Raw genomic sequence first — 15,832 nt, forward strand, 5'->3', positions numbered from 1 at the left:
TCAGCGGGGCGCTTTCGGGTCGCCGTTGCCGGACGCCAGCACCCAGCCGACGATGTCGGCGGTGGCGGCTTCCAGCGCGTGTTCGAAAGCCGGCGCGACCTGGGCGACGTCCACGCTGCTGGCCGGGCGCTGCTGCAGGAAGGTGCGCGACGCGATCACGCGCTGGTCGCGGTTGTTGACCAGCTTGGCATTCACTTCGACGACCGCGGCCGGCAGCGCGCCGCCCGCGTAATCAGCCTCGAAGCGGCGCAGGTCCATCACCAGCTTGTAGTCGCCGAGGACGCCGGCATCGGCGCTGGCCACTGCGGGAATTTTTCCGGAATCCTCCAGCGTGCGCTGCACGGCATCCTGCAGCATGTCGGTCGCCGGCAGCGCCCATGACACGCCGCGGTAGACCTGGAGCTCACCGGGCGTCGGCCGCACGCTGATGCGCGGACTGTCGGTGACACGCGCGGCAGTGGGCTTGGCGATCACCAGCGTCCACGCCACGGCGGGCCACTCGGCGCGCGGTGCGACGCGCACGTCGGGCGCGTAGATGGTGACCGGATCGCGCTGTTCGCTACCCAGGATCGAACAGCCGGCGAGCGCGAGAGCGAAAGGAACGGCGAGGGCGAGGCGCAGCGGCTTCATTTGGGGTCGAACTCCTTGGGTGCGTCGCGACCGAGCAGGTAGCGCGCGGGATTGCCTTCGAGACGATCGCTGACGCGGCGCAGGTCGCGCACCAGGCCGCGCAGTTCGGTCAGCGTCGGGCCGAGCTGGCCGAGACCATCGTTGGCGAAGCTGCTGATGGCGGCGCGGTTTTCGCCGAGGATCGCGTCGGCGTTGCCCGCGGCGGAATCAAGTTTCGTCAGCGTCTTGTCCAGCTTGTCGAGGATGCCGGGCAGCTCGCGCACCAGGTTCTGGTCCAGGCGCTCGATGGTGCCGTTGGTGGTGGTGAGCGTCTTGTCCAGGTTCTGCGCGGCATCGCGCGCGCTGGTGATCAGCGACTCCAGCCCATCTTCGTGGCTGGCCAGCGCGTTGCTCATCGACTCCAGGTTCGCCAGCGTGGCGGTGATGCTGGCGACATTCTTGTCGCTCAGCGCCTGGTCGAGGCGCTCGACGATGCGATTGGCGGTGTCGGTGATGTTCTGCAGCGCCGACGGTGCGGTCTGGATCACCGGCGCTTCGCGCGTGTCCACGCTGGTCAGCGTCGGTGCCTGCGGCGTGCCGCCACTGAGCTGGATGATGGTCGGCCCGGTCAGGCTGGTGATCGCCAGCTTCGCGCGGGTATCGGTCTTCACCGGCGTGTACGACTCCACCCGGATGCGCGCGATCACCTGGCGCGGGTCGTTCGGTGCCAGCGACAGCTTGGTGATGGACCCGACCGCGATGCCGTTGTACTGCACCGGACTGCCGACGGTGAGGCCGGTGACCGCCTCGCGGAACACCACCTGGTATTCCTGCCAGGTGCGTTCGGAGGAGTACTTCGCTGCCCACAGGCCGAACAGCAGCAACGCGGTGGCGATGATCAGCGTGAAGGCCCCGATGAGGACGTAGTTGGCGCGTGTTTCCATGGATCAGACCGCCGTTTGCGTGTGGAGAGGCCCGGGGGCCTGCTGTCCGTCGCGCGCGGCACGCGCGCGGGGACCGTGGAAGTATTCCTGCACCCAGGGGTGGTCGAACTGCTCGACCTCCGTGAGCGGTGCCACCGTGATGACCTGCTGGTCGGCCAGCACTGCCACGCGGTCGCAGATCGCGTACAGGGTGTCGAGGTCGTGCGTGATCAGGAAGACGGTCAGGCCGAGCGCTTCCTGAAGCGTCTTGATCAGCCGGTCGAACGCGGCTGCGCCGATCGGGTCGAGGCCGGCCGTGGGCTCGTCGAGGAACAGCAGCGGCGGATCCAGCGCCAGCGCGCGCGCCAGGCCCGCACGCTTGCGCATGCCGCCCGACAGCTGCGACGGCAGCTTGTTGATCGCGTCGGCTGGCAGGCCCGCGAGCTTGACCTTCAGCAGCGCCAGTTCGTAGCGCCAGCTGTCGGGCAGTTCGGGGTGGTGCTCCTTCAGCGGCACCTGCACGTTCTCGCCGACGGTCAGCGACGAAAACAGCGCGCCGTCCTGGAACAGCACGCCGGTGTTGCGTTCGATGTGCTGGCGTTCGGCGGGATCTTCGGAGCGCGCGTTCACGCCCAGCACGGAGATCTCGCCTTCGTTCGGTTGCCGCAGGCCCAGGATGGAGCGCATCAGCACCGACTTGCCGGTGCCGGAGCCGCCGACGACGCCGATGATCTCGCCGCGCCGCACATCCAGGTCCAGTCCCTCGTGCACGGTCTGTTCGCCGAAGCGATTGACCAGGCCGCGCACCTGGATGATGGGGGAGTCATCGCTCATGCGCCGTCACCAGCCCATGTGCATGAACCACAACGCGGCCAGCGCGTCGAGGATGATGACCAGCGAGATGGTCTGCACCACGCTGGACGTCGTGCGTTCGCCCACCGATTGCGCGGTGCCTTCCACCTGCAGGCCTTCCAGGCAGCCGATCAGGCCGATCACCAGTGCGAATACCGGCGCCTTCGACAGTCCGACCAGGAAATGCTGCACCTCGATGGTGTCGTGCATGCGCGCGATGTACATCTGCGGAGGAATGCCGAGATCGAACGCGCCCACGGTAACGCCACCGGCCAGGCCCGCCATCATCGAGATGAACGTCAGCAGCGGCAGCATCACCAGCAAGGCGACCAGGCGCGGGATCACCAGCAGGTCGATCGGGTCCAGTCCCAGCGTGCGGATCGCATCGATCTCCTCGCGGCTCTTCATCGCGCCGATCTGCGCGGTGAATGCCGAGGCGGTGCGGCCGGCCAGCACGATGGCCGTCATCAGTACGGCGAATTCGCGCAGGAACGCGATGCTGACCAGCTCGACCACGTAGATCTCTGCGCCGAAATCGCGCAGCACGGTGGAGCCGAGGAAGGCGATGACCGCGCCCACCATGTACGACAGCAGGATGACCAGCGGTACGGCGTCCAGGCCGACGGTTTCCATGTGCGCGACGGTGGCGGTGGCACGGAAGCGCTTAGGCTCCTTGACCATGCGCGCCAGCTTGACCAGGTTCTCGCCGGTGAAGCTGAGCAGCGAGACGATTTCCTGTCCCTTCGCGTGCATGCGGTAGCCGAGGCGCGACAGCGCGGCGAGCACGCCGTAATCGCGCTTGCGCGGCGGGCGGTCATCCGCGACGTCTTCGATGGTGCTGACCAGTGCGCGGTGATCCTCGCGGAACGCGATGTCCGACAGTTCCATGCCACGGCGCTTGGCGAAGCGCAGCAGCTGCAGCACGCCGGCCGAGTCGATGCGGTTGATCGCCGTCGCATCCAGCCGGTTGACGGCCTCGGGCAACGTCTTCAGTTGTTCCGCCACCACCAGCGCACTCGCAAGCGTCCAGTCGCCCGCCAGCTTCACGCGCTGGGGATCGCCGGGATCGGATTCGTACTGCGGGCGGGCAAGGGCGGGGGTCATGGCGTCGCTCGGCCAAGGAGCATACAGGCTATACCGCTGAACGTGAGGAGCACGCCCACGAAGGCGCGACGGCCCAGCGGCTCACGCAGCCACAGCGCCGCCAGCAGCACCAGGAACACCGAGGCGCACTCGTTGAGGATCGCCGCCACGGAGGCGCTGGTGTACTTGTAGCCGCCCAGCCAGAGCACCATCGACAGGCCCTGGCCGATCAAGGCCGCGATCACCAGACGGTGCCATGGCACGTCGGCGGCGACGAAGTGCATGCGCCTGCGCATGGTGGGCAGGGCGGCCACCAGCAACAGGCCGGCGACGGCCCCGAGCAGGCGCAACAGCGTTACCCACAGCAAGGGCTGGGTTTCCAGTGTGCGTTTCACCATCACGATGGCCACGGCCATCAGCGCGATGGCCAGCAGGCCAAGCAGTACGCCGCGCGTGGCGCGCTGCGGGTGCGTCTGCCATTCGCCAGGGGGACGACTGACCAGCAGCACGCCCATCGCCACCAGGCCGAAGCCCACCCACTGCGCACCTCCCAGGCGTTCGTCGAGGAACACGAATCCCAGTACCAGCACCAACGGGCTGTAGAGGTTGCCGATGATGCCCATGCGCCCGGCGCCGAGTTCGTTGAGTGCGCGGAAGTACAACGTGTCCGCCAGCGCGATGCCGATGACCCCGCTGGCCAGCACGATGGCGACATCGCGAGCAGGCAGCGCGGGCCAATCGCCGGCGTACACCAGCAACGTCACCGGCGCGAGCACGGCCAGCACCAGTCCGTTCTTCAGCAGGTTCAGGGCCAACGGGGGCAGGTGCGCGCCGAGCTGGCGCGCCAGGATCACGCCGACCGCCCACGCGGCCGCGCTGCCCAGTGCCATGGCTTCGCCGATCCCCACCGCGCCCCCCGCCCGTGTCGTCCGTGCACAGTGTAAGCGGGCCCGCATGAAGCCATCGCGAGCTGCGTTGGGCGATACTGTGCCGATGGCCGACGACATGCTGACCACCGCCACCTATGCCCAGCGCATCGCCTTCGTCTGCGAAATCGCCGGGCGCCTGCACAGCTACGGCACCACCGCACAGCGACTCGAAGGTACCGTCGTGGGCTTGTCCCAGCGCCTCGGCCTGGACTGCGAGCCGTGGTCGAACCCGACCGGCCTGATCCTCAGCTTCAGTGATACGTCGCGACCGCTGGGCGCCAGCGACAGCACCCGCGTGATCCGGCTGGCGCCGGGCGAAACCGACCTGCACAAGCTCAGCGAAGCCGACCGCATCGCCGATGCCGTGTCGTCGGGCGAAATGAGTATCGCCCAGGGCCACACGGCGCTGCGCGCGCTGGATCGCACGCCCAGTGTGCGCTGGCGGGGGATGCAGATCTTCGCCTCCGGCCTGGCCGCGGCCGCGGTCGCCGGCCTGTGGCGGCTGCCGTGGCTGGACATGGCCACGGCCGGCCTGATCGGCATCATCATCGGCGTGCTGGGCGAGATCATCGCGCGGCGTCCGAAGATGAAGGAGGCCAGTGATGCGATCTCCGCACTGGTCGCCGGCTTCGTCGCGATCCTGGTGGCGAACTTCATCGCGCCGCTGAACCTCAACACGGTGATCATCGCCTCGCTGATCGTGCTGCTGCCCGGCATGGCGCTGACCAATTCGATCAACGAACTCACCAGCCAGCACCTGGTATCGGGCGTCGCGCGCTTCGCCGGTGCGATGGCGACGGTGCTCAAGCTGACGGTCGGCAGCATGATCGCGGTGACGCTCGCCCAGTTGATGGGCCTGTATCCGGAAGTGCGTGCGTCGAGGCCGCAACCGGAATGGGTCGAGTGGGGCGCGATGATCGTGGCCGCCTACGCGTTCGCCGTGTTGTTCAAGGCGCACCGGCGCGATTATTTCTGGGTGATGGCCGCCGCCATCGCCGGCTACAGCATCTCGCGCTACGCGGGCCAGGCCTGGGGCGTGCCGGTCGGCATCTTCCTGTCGGCGCTGACGCTGACCGCGGCGGGCAATGCCTTCGCGCGCTGGGCCAACCGGCCGGGCGCGCTGATCCGTGTGCCGGGCATCCTGATGCTGGTGCCCGGCAGCACCAGCCTGCGCGGCCTGCTGACGCTGGTGCAGCAGCAGGATGTGGGCGTGGGCCAGTCGGCGTTGCTGGCGGTCACCAACGTGGTGATGGCGCTGATCGCGGGCCTGCTGTTCGGCAACCTGCTGATTTCGTCGCGCAAGAATCTCTGAGCCGCACAAAACGAAACGGGAGGCCGAGGCCTCCCGTTCCTTCGATCATTCCAACGGCGATTACTTCTTCTTGATCAGGAAGTCTTCCGCCTTCTTGCCCTTGGCGACCAGCGCGGCCATCCAGCGGGGATGCTTGCCGCGACCGGTCCAGGTTTCCTTCGGATTGGCCGGATTGCGGTACTTCGGCGCGACCTTGCCCAGCTTCTTGCCGGCGCGCGGACCGGGCTTTGCCGTCGCCGTCTTGGCGGGACGTGCACTGGATGTGCCGAACAGTTCTTCCAGCGTATAGCCTTCGGCCTTGGCGAACTTGGTGATCTTGCCGCGGACCATGGCAATGGGCGTGCGCTTGGCCAGCTTGGTCTGCTGTTCCTTGGCCTTGGCGATGAGGGTGCCAAGTTCCTTGGCGGACAGGTTACGCAGGTCGATCGACATCAGTATCTCCAGTCAGGAAGGGAAAGCCCATCCATGGCAGTGACCCGATGATAGTGGACGGGTTAATCGCGGCACAAATCAGGTGAAACGTGGACGCATGGCGGCGTCCACGTTCCGGCACGCGATATCAGCCGTGCAGGCGGGCGAGCAGTTCGTCGCGACTGACGTTTTCGGCATCGGTGGCACGGCGCGCACGATATTCGAACGTGCCCGCGGCTAGCCCGCGCTCCGATACCACCACGCGATGCGGAATACCGATCAGTTCGATGTCGGCGAACATCGCGCCGGGGCGCAGGCCGCGATCGTCGAGTACGGCTTCGATACCTGATGCTTGCAGGTCCGCGAGCAGTTGTTCGGCAGCAGCACTCACCGCGGCATCGCTCTTCGGATTGATGATGCACACCGCGACGGCCCACGGCGCCATCGGCACCGGCCAGATGATGCCGTTGGCATCGTGGTTCTGCTCGATGGCCGCGGCCACGATGCGCGACACGCCGATGCCGTAGCAGCCCATCGCCGGCGACGTGGCCTTGCCGCCGTCGTCCAGCACGGTGAACTTCATCGCCTCGCTGTACTTGCGGCCAAGCTGGAACACGTGGCCGACTTCGATGCCGCGCACGATGCGGATCTCGCCGCCGTCGGCGGCGGTGTCGCCCTCCACCACGTTGCGGATATCGGCGACGGATTCGGGTTCCGCCAGGTCACGTATCCAGTTGACGCCAGTGATATGGAAGCCGGTCTCGTTGGCACCGACGACGAAATCCGCCATCGCGGCCACATCGCGGTCGGCGACCACGCGGATGGCCTGCTTCGCACCGATCGGGCCGAGGAAGCCGGGCTCGCTGCCGAGGTGGGCGAGGATTTCCGCTTCCGTGGCCAGGCGGTAGTCGGCCATGCCGGCCACTTTCCGCAGTTTGATCTCGTTGACGGAGTGATCGCCGCGCACCAGGGCCAGCACGAACTGCTGTCCGGATGCCGCATCCTCCGTCATCACCGCGATCGACTTCACCGTGCGCTGCAGCGGAATGCCAAGCAGGGCGGCGACGTCCTCGCAGGTCTTCTGCGTGGGCGTGGCGACCTTGCCCAGTGCTTCCGTCGCAGCGGCCCGCGGGCCCGGTGCCGCCGCCTGCGCGGCCTCGACGTTGGCGGCGTAGTCGGAGCCGGTGGAAAACGCGATGGCGTCCTCGCCGGAGTCGGCCAGCACATGGAATTCCTGCGACGCGTCACCACCGATGGCGCCGCTGTCGGCCTGCACGGCGCGGAAATCCAGGCCCAGGCGCGTGAAGATGCGTGTGTAGGCCGCATGCATGTTGCGGTACTCGCGGACCAGGTCCTCATCGGTGATATGGAAGGAGTAGGCATCCTTCATCACGAACTCGCGCGCGCGCATCACGCCGAAACGCGGGCGGATCTCGTCGCGGAACTTGGTCTGGATCTGGTAGAAGTTGACCGGCAGCTGCTTGTAGCTGGCCAGTTCCTGGCGCGCGAAGTCGGTGACCGCTTCTTCCGCGGTGGGGCTGTAGCAGAAGAGTTGTTCCTTGCGGTCGGTGATCTTCAGCAGCTGGCCGCCGAACTTCTCCCAGCGACCGGTCTCCTCCCACAGCTCGCGCGGCTGGATGGTCGGCATGATCATCTCGATCGCGCCGGCCTGGTCCATTTCCTGACGCACCACGGTTTCCACCTTGCGCAGCACGCGCAGGCCGAGCGGCGACCAGGTGTACAGGCCCGCGGCCAGCTTGCGGATCATGCCGGCGCGCAGCATCAGCTGGTGGCTGACGAGCTCGGCATCGGCGGGGGTTTCCTTGGTGGTGCGGAGGTGGAACTGCGACAGACGCATCGGCAGGGGGATCCGGGAGGGACGAATCGACTATTTTGCCAGCCTTGGCCGCAGGCGGGGCATTGGAGCGTCAATCGGCATCGGAGGCCGGCTCGCCGCTGACGCGGATGCCCGCCGGGGTGTCGCGGTCGATGCGTTCGTAGTGGCGCCCGCTCGGCGGCTTCTCGGTGATCTGCAATACGCCGGCGTCGTCGCGCCAGCGGTAAAGCGAAGGGCGTGCGTCGCGCGCCTGTGCGGCGGCGGCCTGCCCGGCGCGTGCCTGCCTCTCTGTCGTGGTCTCAGGGGATTCGCGTGCCAGCCACCAGGCGACGCCGACGCCCAGCCCGACGCCTGCCACGATGGCCAGCCATGCACGCATGTGGCCGGATCAGGCTGGCGTGCAGTAGGCCTTGACCGCGGCCTCGGCCAGATTGCGCTGGTTTTCGCGGCCGGTGTCGTCCAGCACCGTATCCGGCTTGCCGTCGCCGTCGGTGTCCTGCTGGATCGGGCCCTTGTTGGTGGCCAGGATCTGCAGGTTCGCGCGCGCGCTTGAGCACTGCGCGTTCTCGACTGCCTTGCCGGCGGGCTGCGCCGTTTCCACGGCTGCCGCGCCGTACTGGTTGATGCGCCGGTTCTGCGTGGTCTGGTTGGGCGGAGGGCTGTCGGAATAGTGGGTGACGCCGTTCTTGTCCTTCCACTGGTAGACCTGCTGGGCCTGCACGGTGGAGGCGGTCGCCAGGCAGAGCGCCAGCACGGACAGGCAGGGCAGGAGGCGCATGGGAAGCTCCGGATCGCGGGGAGCCTGATTGCAGCACCCCCGGGGCGCGCAGGCAAGCCGGGCAGGGGAGCGCTGGGCTAAACTGCGACCCATGAACGAAATCAAGCCGCCCCCCCGCTCGCGAGGGATCTACCTGCTCCCCAACCTGTTCACCACCGCCGGCCTGTTCGCAGGGTTCTTCGCGATCATCGCCGCCGCCAACGGCCAGTTCGTCAATGCCGCCATCGCCGTGTTCGTGGCGGGCCTGATGGATGGCATCGATGGCCGCGTGGCGCGGCTGACCGGCACCAGCAGCGAATTCGGCGTGCAGTACGACTCGCTGGCCGACCTGGTCAGCTTCGGCCTGGCGCCCTCGCTGGTGATGTACCACTGGTCGCTGTCGGCGCTGAAGTTCGATGGCACCGTGATGGGCCGGGTCGGCTGGGTGGTGGCGTTCCTGTACGCCGCGTGCGCTGCGCTTCGCCTGGCCCGCTTCAATACCCAGGTCGGCACGGTCGACAAGCGCTGGTTCGTCGGCCTCGCCAGCCCGGCGGCGGCCGGCCTGATGATGTCCTTCGTGTGGGCGTTCGCGGATGGCGAACTGGGCTGGACCGGCGAGGAGCTGCGCTACGTGGCGCTGGCGGTCACGCTGGTGGCGGCCCTGCTGATGGTCAGCCGCATCCGCTTCTGGAGCTTCAAGGGCACGGGCGAGGGCGGTGCGAAGGCGGACCGCATTCCGTTCGTGGTGCTGGCGCTGGTGCCGCTGGTGCTGGCGATCCTCTTCATCGACCTGCCGCGCACGTTGTTTGCCGTCGGCGTGGTGTACGCGCTGTCGGGTCCGGGCTACTGGCTGTGGCAGCGCCTGCGCCGGCAGAAGGACGCCGCGGCGTGATGCTGGCGGCGGACCGCCTGTGGTCGGCCGAGCAGCAGGGCTGGCTGCGCGCGCTCGGCCATGCCGTCTACCTGCCGGCCGACTGGCCGACCGAGGCTGGTGCGCCGGCGATGGTGGACGCGCCCGTTGCGCGCGCCGAGGTCGCTGAGCCCGCTCCTGTTGCCGCTGCGCCACGCGCACGTCCGTCCGCACGCGAAGTCATCGATCATCCTTCCCCCGTGCGTCAGGCGCCCGCGCCGCGGACGGGTGGGGCAAAGCTGCCGGACCGCCTGCACTTCGCGCTGATCCGTGCCTCCGGTTGCAATCCGAACGCGCCCGGCGCGGCGGAGCTGTTCGCGCAATGGCCTTCGTCGGGCGAGCTGCGCGGCAACCCGGCCGCCAAGCGCGCGCTGTGGCCGGCTTTGCGCAGATTGCGTCGCGGTACCGCGACATGAGCGCGCTGGGCGTAGAGGCTTCATCGCTTCCCACGTCCAGCCTGCGGCCGATGCGCGAGAGTGATCTCGACGCGGTGATGGCCATCGAGCAGCGTGCCTATCCGTTCCCGTGGACGCGCGGCATCTTCAAGGATTGCCTGAAGGCCGGTTACCCGTCGTGGGTGATGACCGAGCACGGGCTGGTGATCGGCTATGGGTTGTTGAGCATCGCCGCCGACGAGGCACACGTGCTGAACATCTGCGTGGCGCCCGAGCGGCAGGGCCGTGGCCTGGGCCGCTATCTGCTGCGCGCACTGGTCAAGATCGCGCGCGACCTGCGCGTGCAGCGGGTGTTCCTTGAAGTGCGCCCGTCCAACCCGGGCGCGATCGTGCTGTACCACAGCGAAGGCTTCAACGAGATCGGCCGCCGCCCGCGCTACTACCCGGCGCGCGACGGCCGCGAGGATGCGCTGGTGATGGCGATCGAACTGGTCGCCGACGACATCACCACGATGCCGCCGCTGTAGGGCGGGCCCTGGCCCGCCATCGCGCGCACGACGGCACACATCGCAACCGTCATCCCGGCTTGGCCAGCCATTCGGCTGTTGAAAGCCGCCGGGATGACGTAGTGGCGTCAGAGCTTCGCGCGCTGCCCGTGCAGGGCAGCGAGCTGGTTGCTCCAGTCGACCAGACGCTGGCGCTCCTGTTCGACCACCGCCGGCGGCACCTTGTCGGTGAACTTGGCCAGCTTGGCTTCGCTCTTGTCCTTCTCGCCGGCGACGCGGGCGATTTCCTTGTCCAGGCGCGCGCGTTCGGCATCCAGGTCGACCAGGCCTTCCAGCGGCACCAGCAGCTTCAGCTCGCCGACCACGGCGGCCGCGGAGGCGGGCGCATCGGCGCCGGCGTCCAGCCAGGTGATGTCGTCCAGCTTCAGCAGGAACGACAGCGACGAGGCGAAGCGCGTGATGCGCGCGCGGTCGTTGTCGTGGCCGTCCTGCAGCAGCAAGCGGACGGTCTTGCCGGGCGAGACGTTGAGCTCGCTGCGCACGCGGCGCAACGTGGACACCATCGTCTTCAGCCACTCCACGTCGGCGTCGGCCTGCGTGTAGTCCTGGCCGGCGAAGTCGCTGGCGACCGGGTAGGGCCGCAGCGACACGGTACAGCCGTCCACGCCCAGCTTCGGCGCGACCTGCTGCCACAGTTCTTCGGTGACGAACGGGGTCAGCGGGTGCAGCAGGCGCAGCAGCGATTCGAGCACGTACAGCAGCGTGTGGCGGGTGCTGTCGGCCGCGTCTCTGTCGCCGCCATTGAGCGCGGGCTTGGCGAGTTCGACGAACCAGTCGCAGAACTCGTTCCAGGCGAACTCGTACAGCGCCTGCGACAGCAGGTCGAAGCGGTAGGCGGCGAACTGCGTGCCGGCCTCGGCGGTGACCTTGGCCAGGCGCGACAGGATCCAGCGCTCGGCGTCGGTCTTCGGCTGCGGCGCGCCGCTGGCGGTGAAGCCGTCGGTGTTCATCAGCACGAAGCGGGTGGCGTTCCACAGCTTGTTGCAGAAATTCTTGTAGCCCTCGGCGCGGCCCATGTCGAACTTGATGTCGCGGCCGTGCGTCGCCAGCGCGGCGATGGTGAAGCGCAGCGCGTCGGCGCCGTGCGGCACGATGCCGTCCGGGAATTCCTTGCGTGTGGCTTTCTCGATCTTCTCGGCCATCTTCGGCTGCATCAGGCCGCCGGTGCGCTTGGCCACCAGGTCTTCCAGCGAGATGCCATCGATGATGTCGAGCGGGTCCAGCACGTTGCCCTTCGACTTGGACATCTTCTGGCCGTCCTTGTCGCGGATCAGGCCGGTCATGTAGACGTCGCGGAACGGCACCTGGCCGACGAAGCTGTCGGTGGCCATGACCATGCGCGCCACCCAGAAGAAGATGATGTCGAAGCCGGTGACCAGCACCGACGACGGCAGGTAGCGGTCGAAGCCACGCGCGGCCATCGCCTGCGTGTCCGGCCAGCCCATCGTGCTGAACGGCCACAGCTGCGAGGAGAACCAGGTTTCCAGCACGTCATGATCTTGCTTCAGCGCATACATGCCAGCCCTCGAATCTAAGCCCGATATGTGCTCGGCCAAATCTATGTCACTAGCGGACGATCCAAGAGCTGCCTCTTCCAGGATGCTAGCGAGCTGAGGCTCAAGATTGACGCGAAGCCTTGCAATTTGCTGCGCGTAGGCCTCGTCGCGCGTGCGCGCTACAAAAATTGAACTCCACTGGTCATACCACGCCGGGATGCGATGCCCCCACCAAAGTTGACGGCTGATGCACCAGTCTTGGATGTTTTCCATCCAATGACGGTAGGTATTTATCCAGTTGGGAGGAACGAACTTCACATCGCCCGACTCAACGAGATCGAGGCCGCGCTTCGCAAGTTCTTCCATCTTGACGAACCATTGATCCGTCAAATAAGGCTCGATTATCTGCCCCGTGCGATCGCCACGAGGCGCTTGAAGCTTGTGCGGCTTCGTTTCGATTAACCTCTCTTGATCCTCAAGGTCAGCGATCATTCTTGCCCTAGCAGAGAACCTGTCGAGTCCCCTGAGACTCTCGGGAATCAAGTCTGCGGTCGATACGCTTCCAATGCCATCACCAGCTCCAAGCTGAGAGCCGTCAGTTGGAACAAAAATAGCATCCTGCATATAGCTATCTTTGAGTGCCGCTGACTGCGTGAAAAGATTAATCAAACCGCCGAATGGCTGGCCGGCGAGCTCGTCTTTGTGGCGAACCCAAACTTGGTAATCGTTGAAGTCGTGCGCTGGCGTCACTTTGACAACACCGGTCCCGAACGCGCGGTCGACGTAGTCATCAGCAATGATGGGAATTTCGCGCCCGACAAGCGGCACTTTCGCCGTCTTGCCAATCAGGCCGGCGTAACGGCCATCTTCTGGGTGCACCATCAAGGCGGCATCACCCAGCATCGTTTCCGGACGCGTAGTGGCGACTACCAAGTAGTCGCGGGTCTCGCGCAGCGTTTCATTACCGTCGAGGTCGTGCTCGACATGCTCGTAACTCGCGCCGTCCTCTAGGGAATAAGCGATCGACCACAGGAAGCCGTCTTCCTCGACGTTCTCCACTTCCAGGTCGGAGATCGCCGTCTTCAGCACCGGGTCCCAGTTGACCAAGCGCTGGCCGCGGTAGATCAGGCCCTGCTCGTGCCAGCGCACGAAGGCCTCGATGACCGCCTTCGACGCGTCCTCGTCCATGGTGAACGTACTGCGCGACCAGTCGCCGGACGCACCCATGCGGCGCATCTGCCGCTCGATGATGTCGCCGGATTCCGCCTTCCACTCCCAGACCTTGGCGATGAAGCCGTCGCGGCCCAACGAATCGCGGGTCTCGCCCTTGCCTTCCAGCGCCAGGTTGCGGCTCACCACCATCTCGGTCGCGATGCCGGCGTGGTCGGTGCCCATCTGCCACAGCGTGTCGTAGCCGCGCATGCGGTGGTAGCGCACCAGCGCATCCATCAGCGTGTGCTGGAACGCATGGCCCATGTGCAGCGTGCCGGTGACGTTCGGCGGCGGCAGCAGCACGGTGTACGGTTCGCCCGTACCGCTGGGCGTGAAGTAGCCGGCGGCTTCCCACTGCGCGTACAGGCGGGATTCGAAGGATTTCGGGTCGTAGCTGGAGGCGAGGTCGGTCATGGGGTCTGTGTTGGAGATGAGCTCCCTCCCCGCACGCGGGGAAGGGTTGGGGAGGGGGAGTGCGCGGTGCCGCCCCATCCGCCCTTCGGGCACCTTCCCCCGCAAGCGGAGGAAGGGAGCTTGGTTACATGTCGTGCTTGTTCACGTCGAAGCCGCGCGCCTTGTACTGCTTCCAGCGCTCGCGCAGCGGTTCGCGCGCGGACGGGTCGGCGGGCACCACTTCCAGCACGCGTTCGCAGGCGCCGCTGAAGGCGTCGTCGCGCAGGTTGATCACCAGCGCACGCGCCGGCACGTCGATATCGGGCGTGGCGATCAGCACGGGCGTCAGCTCGTCCTCTTCATCACCGGCGATCTGGTGCGGAATGTAGGCGTCCGGATCGAACTCCCACAGCAGTTCGTCCAGCTCTTCAGCCTGCGCGGCGTCGCGCGCCAGCACCAGCGTCCACTGGTTGCCGTCGTAGGCCTTGCGGGCCAGCTCGCAGACCAGCTTGAGCGGCTCTTCGAGGAAGCGCGGCTTGGCGATCAGGTAGAAATCGGCGCGGGCCATGGCGTCGGGTGCGCGTCGCCGGTCAGGCGACGCGGTCCAGCAGCCACTGGCTCAGCAGGCCGACCGGGCGACCGGTGGCCATGCCGCGCTTGCCTTCGTCGTTGGCGACGCCGGCGATGTCCAGGTGCGCCCAGCGCTGGCCTTCGGTGAAGCGCGCCAGGAAGCAGCCGGCGGTGATCGCGCCGGCCCAGCGGCCGCCGATGTTGTAGACGTCGGCGAAGCTGGATTCCAGCTGGGTCTGGTATTCGTCCCACAACGGCAGGCGCCATGCGCGGTCGAACACCGCCTCGCCCGCGCCCAGCAGTTCGTTGCTGAGGTCATCATGCTTGCTCATCAGGCCGCTGGCGTAGCGGCCGAGCGCCACGATGCAGGCGCCGGTCAACGTGGCGACGTCGACCAGCGCGGCCGGCTTGAAGCGCTCGGCATAGGTCAGCGCGTCGCACAGGATCAGGCGGCCCTCGGCGTCGGTGTTGCCGACTTCGATGGTCTTGCCGGACATGCTGGTGATGACGTCGGACGGGCGATAGGCATTGCCGTCGATGGCGTTCTCCACCGCCGGCACGATTACCACCAGGTTCAGCGGCAGCTTCATCTTCACGGCGGCCACGAAGGTGCCGATGACGCTGCCGGCCCCGAGCATGTCGTACTTCATTTCCTCGATGCCACCCTGCGTCTTCAGGTTGACGCCGCCGGTGTCGAAGGTGATGCCCTTGCCGACCAGCACGTAGGGCTTGGCGTCGGCGTCGCTGGCGCCGGCTTCTTCAAGGCCATTCCACTTCAGCACGATCAGGCGCGGGCGGTTGGCCGAGCCGCGGGCGACGGCCAGCAGCGAGCCCATGCCGAGCGCTTCCATCTGCGTCTCTTCGAGGATCTCGGCTTCGGCCCCGTTCTCCGAAGCGAACGCCTGCGCCTGCTCGGCCAGGTAGGCCGGGGTGCAGATGTTCGGCGGCAGGTTGCCCAGCTCGCGGGTGACCTGCACGCCGGCGGCGATGGCGATGCCCTGCGCCAGCGCCTGCTCGTCATCGCCGCTGACGGCGAAAGAGGTCAGGCCGGGATCGTCGTTCTTCTTCTTGCCCAGCGTGGCCATGTAGCGGTAACAGGCGTGGTCGGCGGCGATCACGGCCTGGCGGATCTTCCACGCCGCGTCGCGGTCCTTGACCGTCACTTCGGACAGGGTGAACAGCGTGCTGCGGACCGGGCCCAGCTTGAGCGCGCGCGCGGCGTCGCCCACGGCCTTGAGGTACTGGGCCACGCCGAACTTGGCGGTCTCGCCCAGGCCGACGACCAGCACGCGTGGCGCGATGACGCCGGGCAGGTCGTGGAGCAGGGTGGTCTTGCCGGTCTTGCCGCCGATGTCGCCCCGCTGCAGCAGCGCCGACAGCTTGCCACCGCTGGCCGCGTCCACCGCCTGGCCGGCCGCGGTCAGGCTCTTGTCGGCGTACGCGCCTACCACGACGCAGTCGACGCCGGCCTGGGCGGGGGCTTCATGGTTCAGGGTGAATTCCAGCGTCATTGATCAGATTCCCGGTTCAGTTACGTACAATCGCGGGCCGGATGAAGGTGGCGGACGCCATCCCGG

Annotated in this window: 15 protein-coding genes and 1 pseudogene; 4 read left to right on the forward strand and 12 right to left on the reverse strand. The window is 67.1% G+C overall.

Going from position 1 to position 15,832, the window contains the following annotated elements; genetic code table 11:
• From AX730_RS16695 to AX730_RS16715, 5 genes are read right to left on the reverse strand one after another with little or no spacing between them, the layout of a single operon-like run.
• Entirely contained in the window at positions 1 to 630 is a 630-nt protein-coding gene (locus AX730_RS16695) for an ABC-type transport auxiliary lipoprotein family protein (protein WP_062358332.1), read from the reverse strand.
• Positions 627 to 1,553, reverse strand: a complete 927-nt coding sequence (locus tag AX730_RS16700; protein WP_062358333.1) for an MlaD family protein — start codon at positions 1,551 to 1,553, stop codon at positions 627 to 629. The genes AX730_RS16695 and AX730_RS16700 overlap by 4 nt, the downstream gene beginning before the upstream one ends.
• A gap of 3 nt (positions 1,554 to 1,556) precedes the next feature.
• On the reverse strand, positions 1,557 to 2,366 hold the full coding sequence (locus tag AX730_RS16705; RefSeq protein ID WP_062358334.1) for an ABC transporter ATP-binding protein: 810 nt from the start codon (positions 2,364 to 2,366) through the stop codon (positions 1,557 to 1,559).
• Between the two features lie 6 nt (positions 2,367 to 2,372).
• Positions 2,373 to 3,488: an ABC transporter permease gene (locus AX730_RS16710; protein WP_062358335.1), complete on the reverse strand. Its 1,116-nt coding sequence runs from the start codon at positions 3,486 to 3,488 to the stop codon at positions 2,373 to 2,375.
• Entirely contained in the window at positions 3,485 to 4,357 is an 873-nt protein-coding gene (locus tag AX730_RS16715; RefSeq protein ID WP_062358336.1) for a DMT family transporter, read from the reverse strand. The genes AX730_RS16710 and AX730_RS16715 overlap by 4 nt, the downstream gene beginning before the upstream one ends.
• Positions 4,358 to 4,460: 103 nt before the next feature.
• Here AX730_RS16715 and AX730_RS16720 point away from each other — a divergent pair, with 103 nt between their 5' ends.
• Positions 4,461 to 5,708 (forward strand): threonine/serine exporter family protein, encoded by a 1,248-nt coding sequence (locus AX730_RS16720; protein WP_062358337.1) that lies wholly within the window; start codon positions 4,461 to 4,463, stop codon positions 5,706 to 5,708.
• Positions 5,709 to 5,774: 66 nt separating this feature from the next.
• Here the strand turns inward: AX730_RS16720 and AX730_RS16725 are convergent.
• The 4 genes and pseudogenes from AX730_RS16725 to AX730_RS16740 all read right to left on the reverse strand — a co-directional run.
• Positions 5,775 to 6,140: pseudogene (locus tag AX730_RS16725) on the reverse strand (H-NS histone family protein); the annotation flags it as partial.
• Positions 6,141 to 6,267: 127 nt separating this feature from the next.
• Positions 6,268 to 7,977 carry a proline--tRNA ligase gene (locus AX730_RS16730; RefSeq protein WP_062358339.1) on the reverse strand — a complete coding sequence of 570 codons (1,710 nt, stop codon included), beginning with the start codon at positions 7,975 to 7,977 and terminating at the stop codon, positions 6,268 to 6,270.
• 70 nt (positions 7,978 to 8,047) lie between these two features.
• Entirely contained in the window at positions 8,048 to 8,335 is a 288-nt protein-coding gene (locus AX730_RS16735; RefSeq protein WP_062358340.1) for a DUF4124 domain-containing protein, read from the reverse strand.
• A gap of 9 nt (positions 8,336 to 8,344) precedes the next feature.
• Positions 8,345 to 8,734: a DUF4124 domain-containing protein gene (locus AX730_RS16740; RefSeq protein WP_062358341.1), complete on the reverse strand. Its 390-nt coding sequence runs from the start codon at positions 8,732 to 8,734 to the stop codon at positions 8,345 to 8,347.
• A 91-nt stretch (positions 8,735 to 8,825) separates the two neighbouring features.
• Between AX730_RS16740 and pssA the strand changes: the two genes are divergently transcribed.
• From pssA to rimI, 3 genes are read left to right on the forward strand one after another with little or no spacing between them, the layout of a single operon-like run.
• Complete coding sequence (gene pssA / locus AX730_RS16745; RefSeq protein WP_062358342.1) at positions 8,826 to 9,605, forward strand: CDP-diacylglycerol--serine O-phosphatidyltransferase; 780 nt, start codon at positions 8,826 to 8,828, stop codon at positions 9,603 to 9,605.
• Positions 9,605 to 10,039, forward strand: a complete 435-nt coding sequence (locus AX730_RS16750; RefSeq protein WP_062358343.1) for a hypothetical protein — start codon at positions 9,605 to 9,607, stop codon at positions 10,037 to 10,039. The genes pssA and AX730_RS16750 overlap by 1 nt, the downstream gene beginning before the upstream one ends.
• Entirely contained in the window at positions 10,036 to 10,545 is a 510-nt protein-coding gene (rimI, locus tag AX730_RS16755) for a ribosomal protein S18-alanine N-acetyltransferase (protein ID WP_062358344.1), read from the forward strand. The genes AX730_RS16750 and rimI overlap by 4 nt, the downstream gene beginning before the upstream one ends.
• 107 nt (positions 10,546 to 10,652) lie before the next feature.
• Here the strand turns inward: rimI and AX730_RS16760 are convergent, their stop codons facing one another.
• From AX730_RS16760 to AX730_RS16770, 3 genes are all read right to left on the reverse strand, one after another.
• Complete coding sequence (locus AX730_RS16760) at positions 10,653 to 13,706, reverse strand: valine--tRNA ligase (RefSeq protein WP_062358345.1); 3,054 nt, start codon at positions 13,704 to 13,706, stop codon at positions 10,653 to 10,655.
• Positions 13,707 to 13,830: 124 nt separating this feature from the next.
• A complete protein-coding gene (locus AX730_RS16765) occupies positions 13,831 to 14,253 on the reverse strand; it encodes a DNA polymerase III subunit chi (protein ID WP_062358346.1) in 423 nt (140 codons plus the stop codon).
• Positions 14,254 to 14,275: 22 nt separating this feature from the next.
• Positions 14,276 to 15,766 (reverse strand): leucyl aminopeptidase, encoded by a 1,491-nt coding sequence (locus AX730_RS16770; RefSeq protein ID WP_062358347.1) that lies wholly within the window; start codon positions 15,764 to 15,766, stop codon positions 14,276 to 14,278.
• Positions 15,767 to 15,832: the final 66 nt, after the last annotated feature.

It is taken from the genome of Pseudoxanthomonas mexicana (genome assembly GCF_001556105.1).
In the GTDB taxonomy this organism is placed as follows: Bacteria; Pseudomonadota; Gammaproteobacteria; order Xanthomonadales; family Xanthomonadaceae; genus Pseudoxanthomonas_A; species Pseudoxanthomonas_A mexicana_A.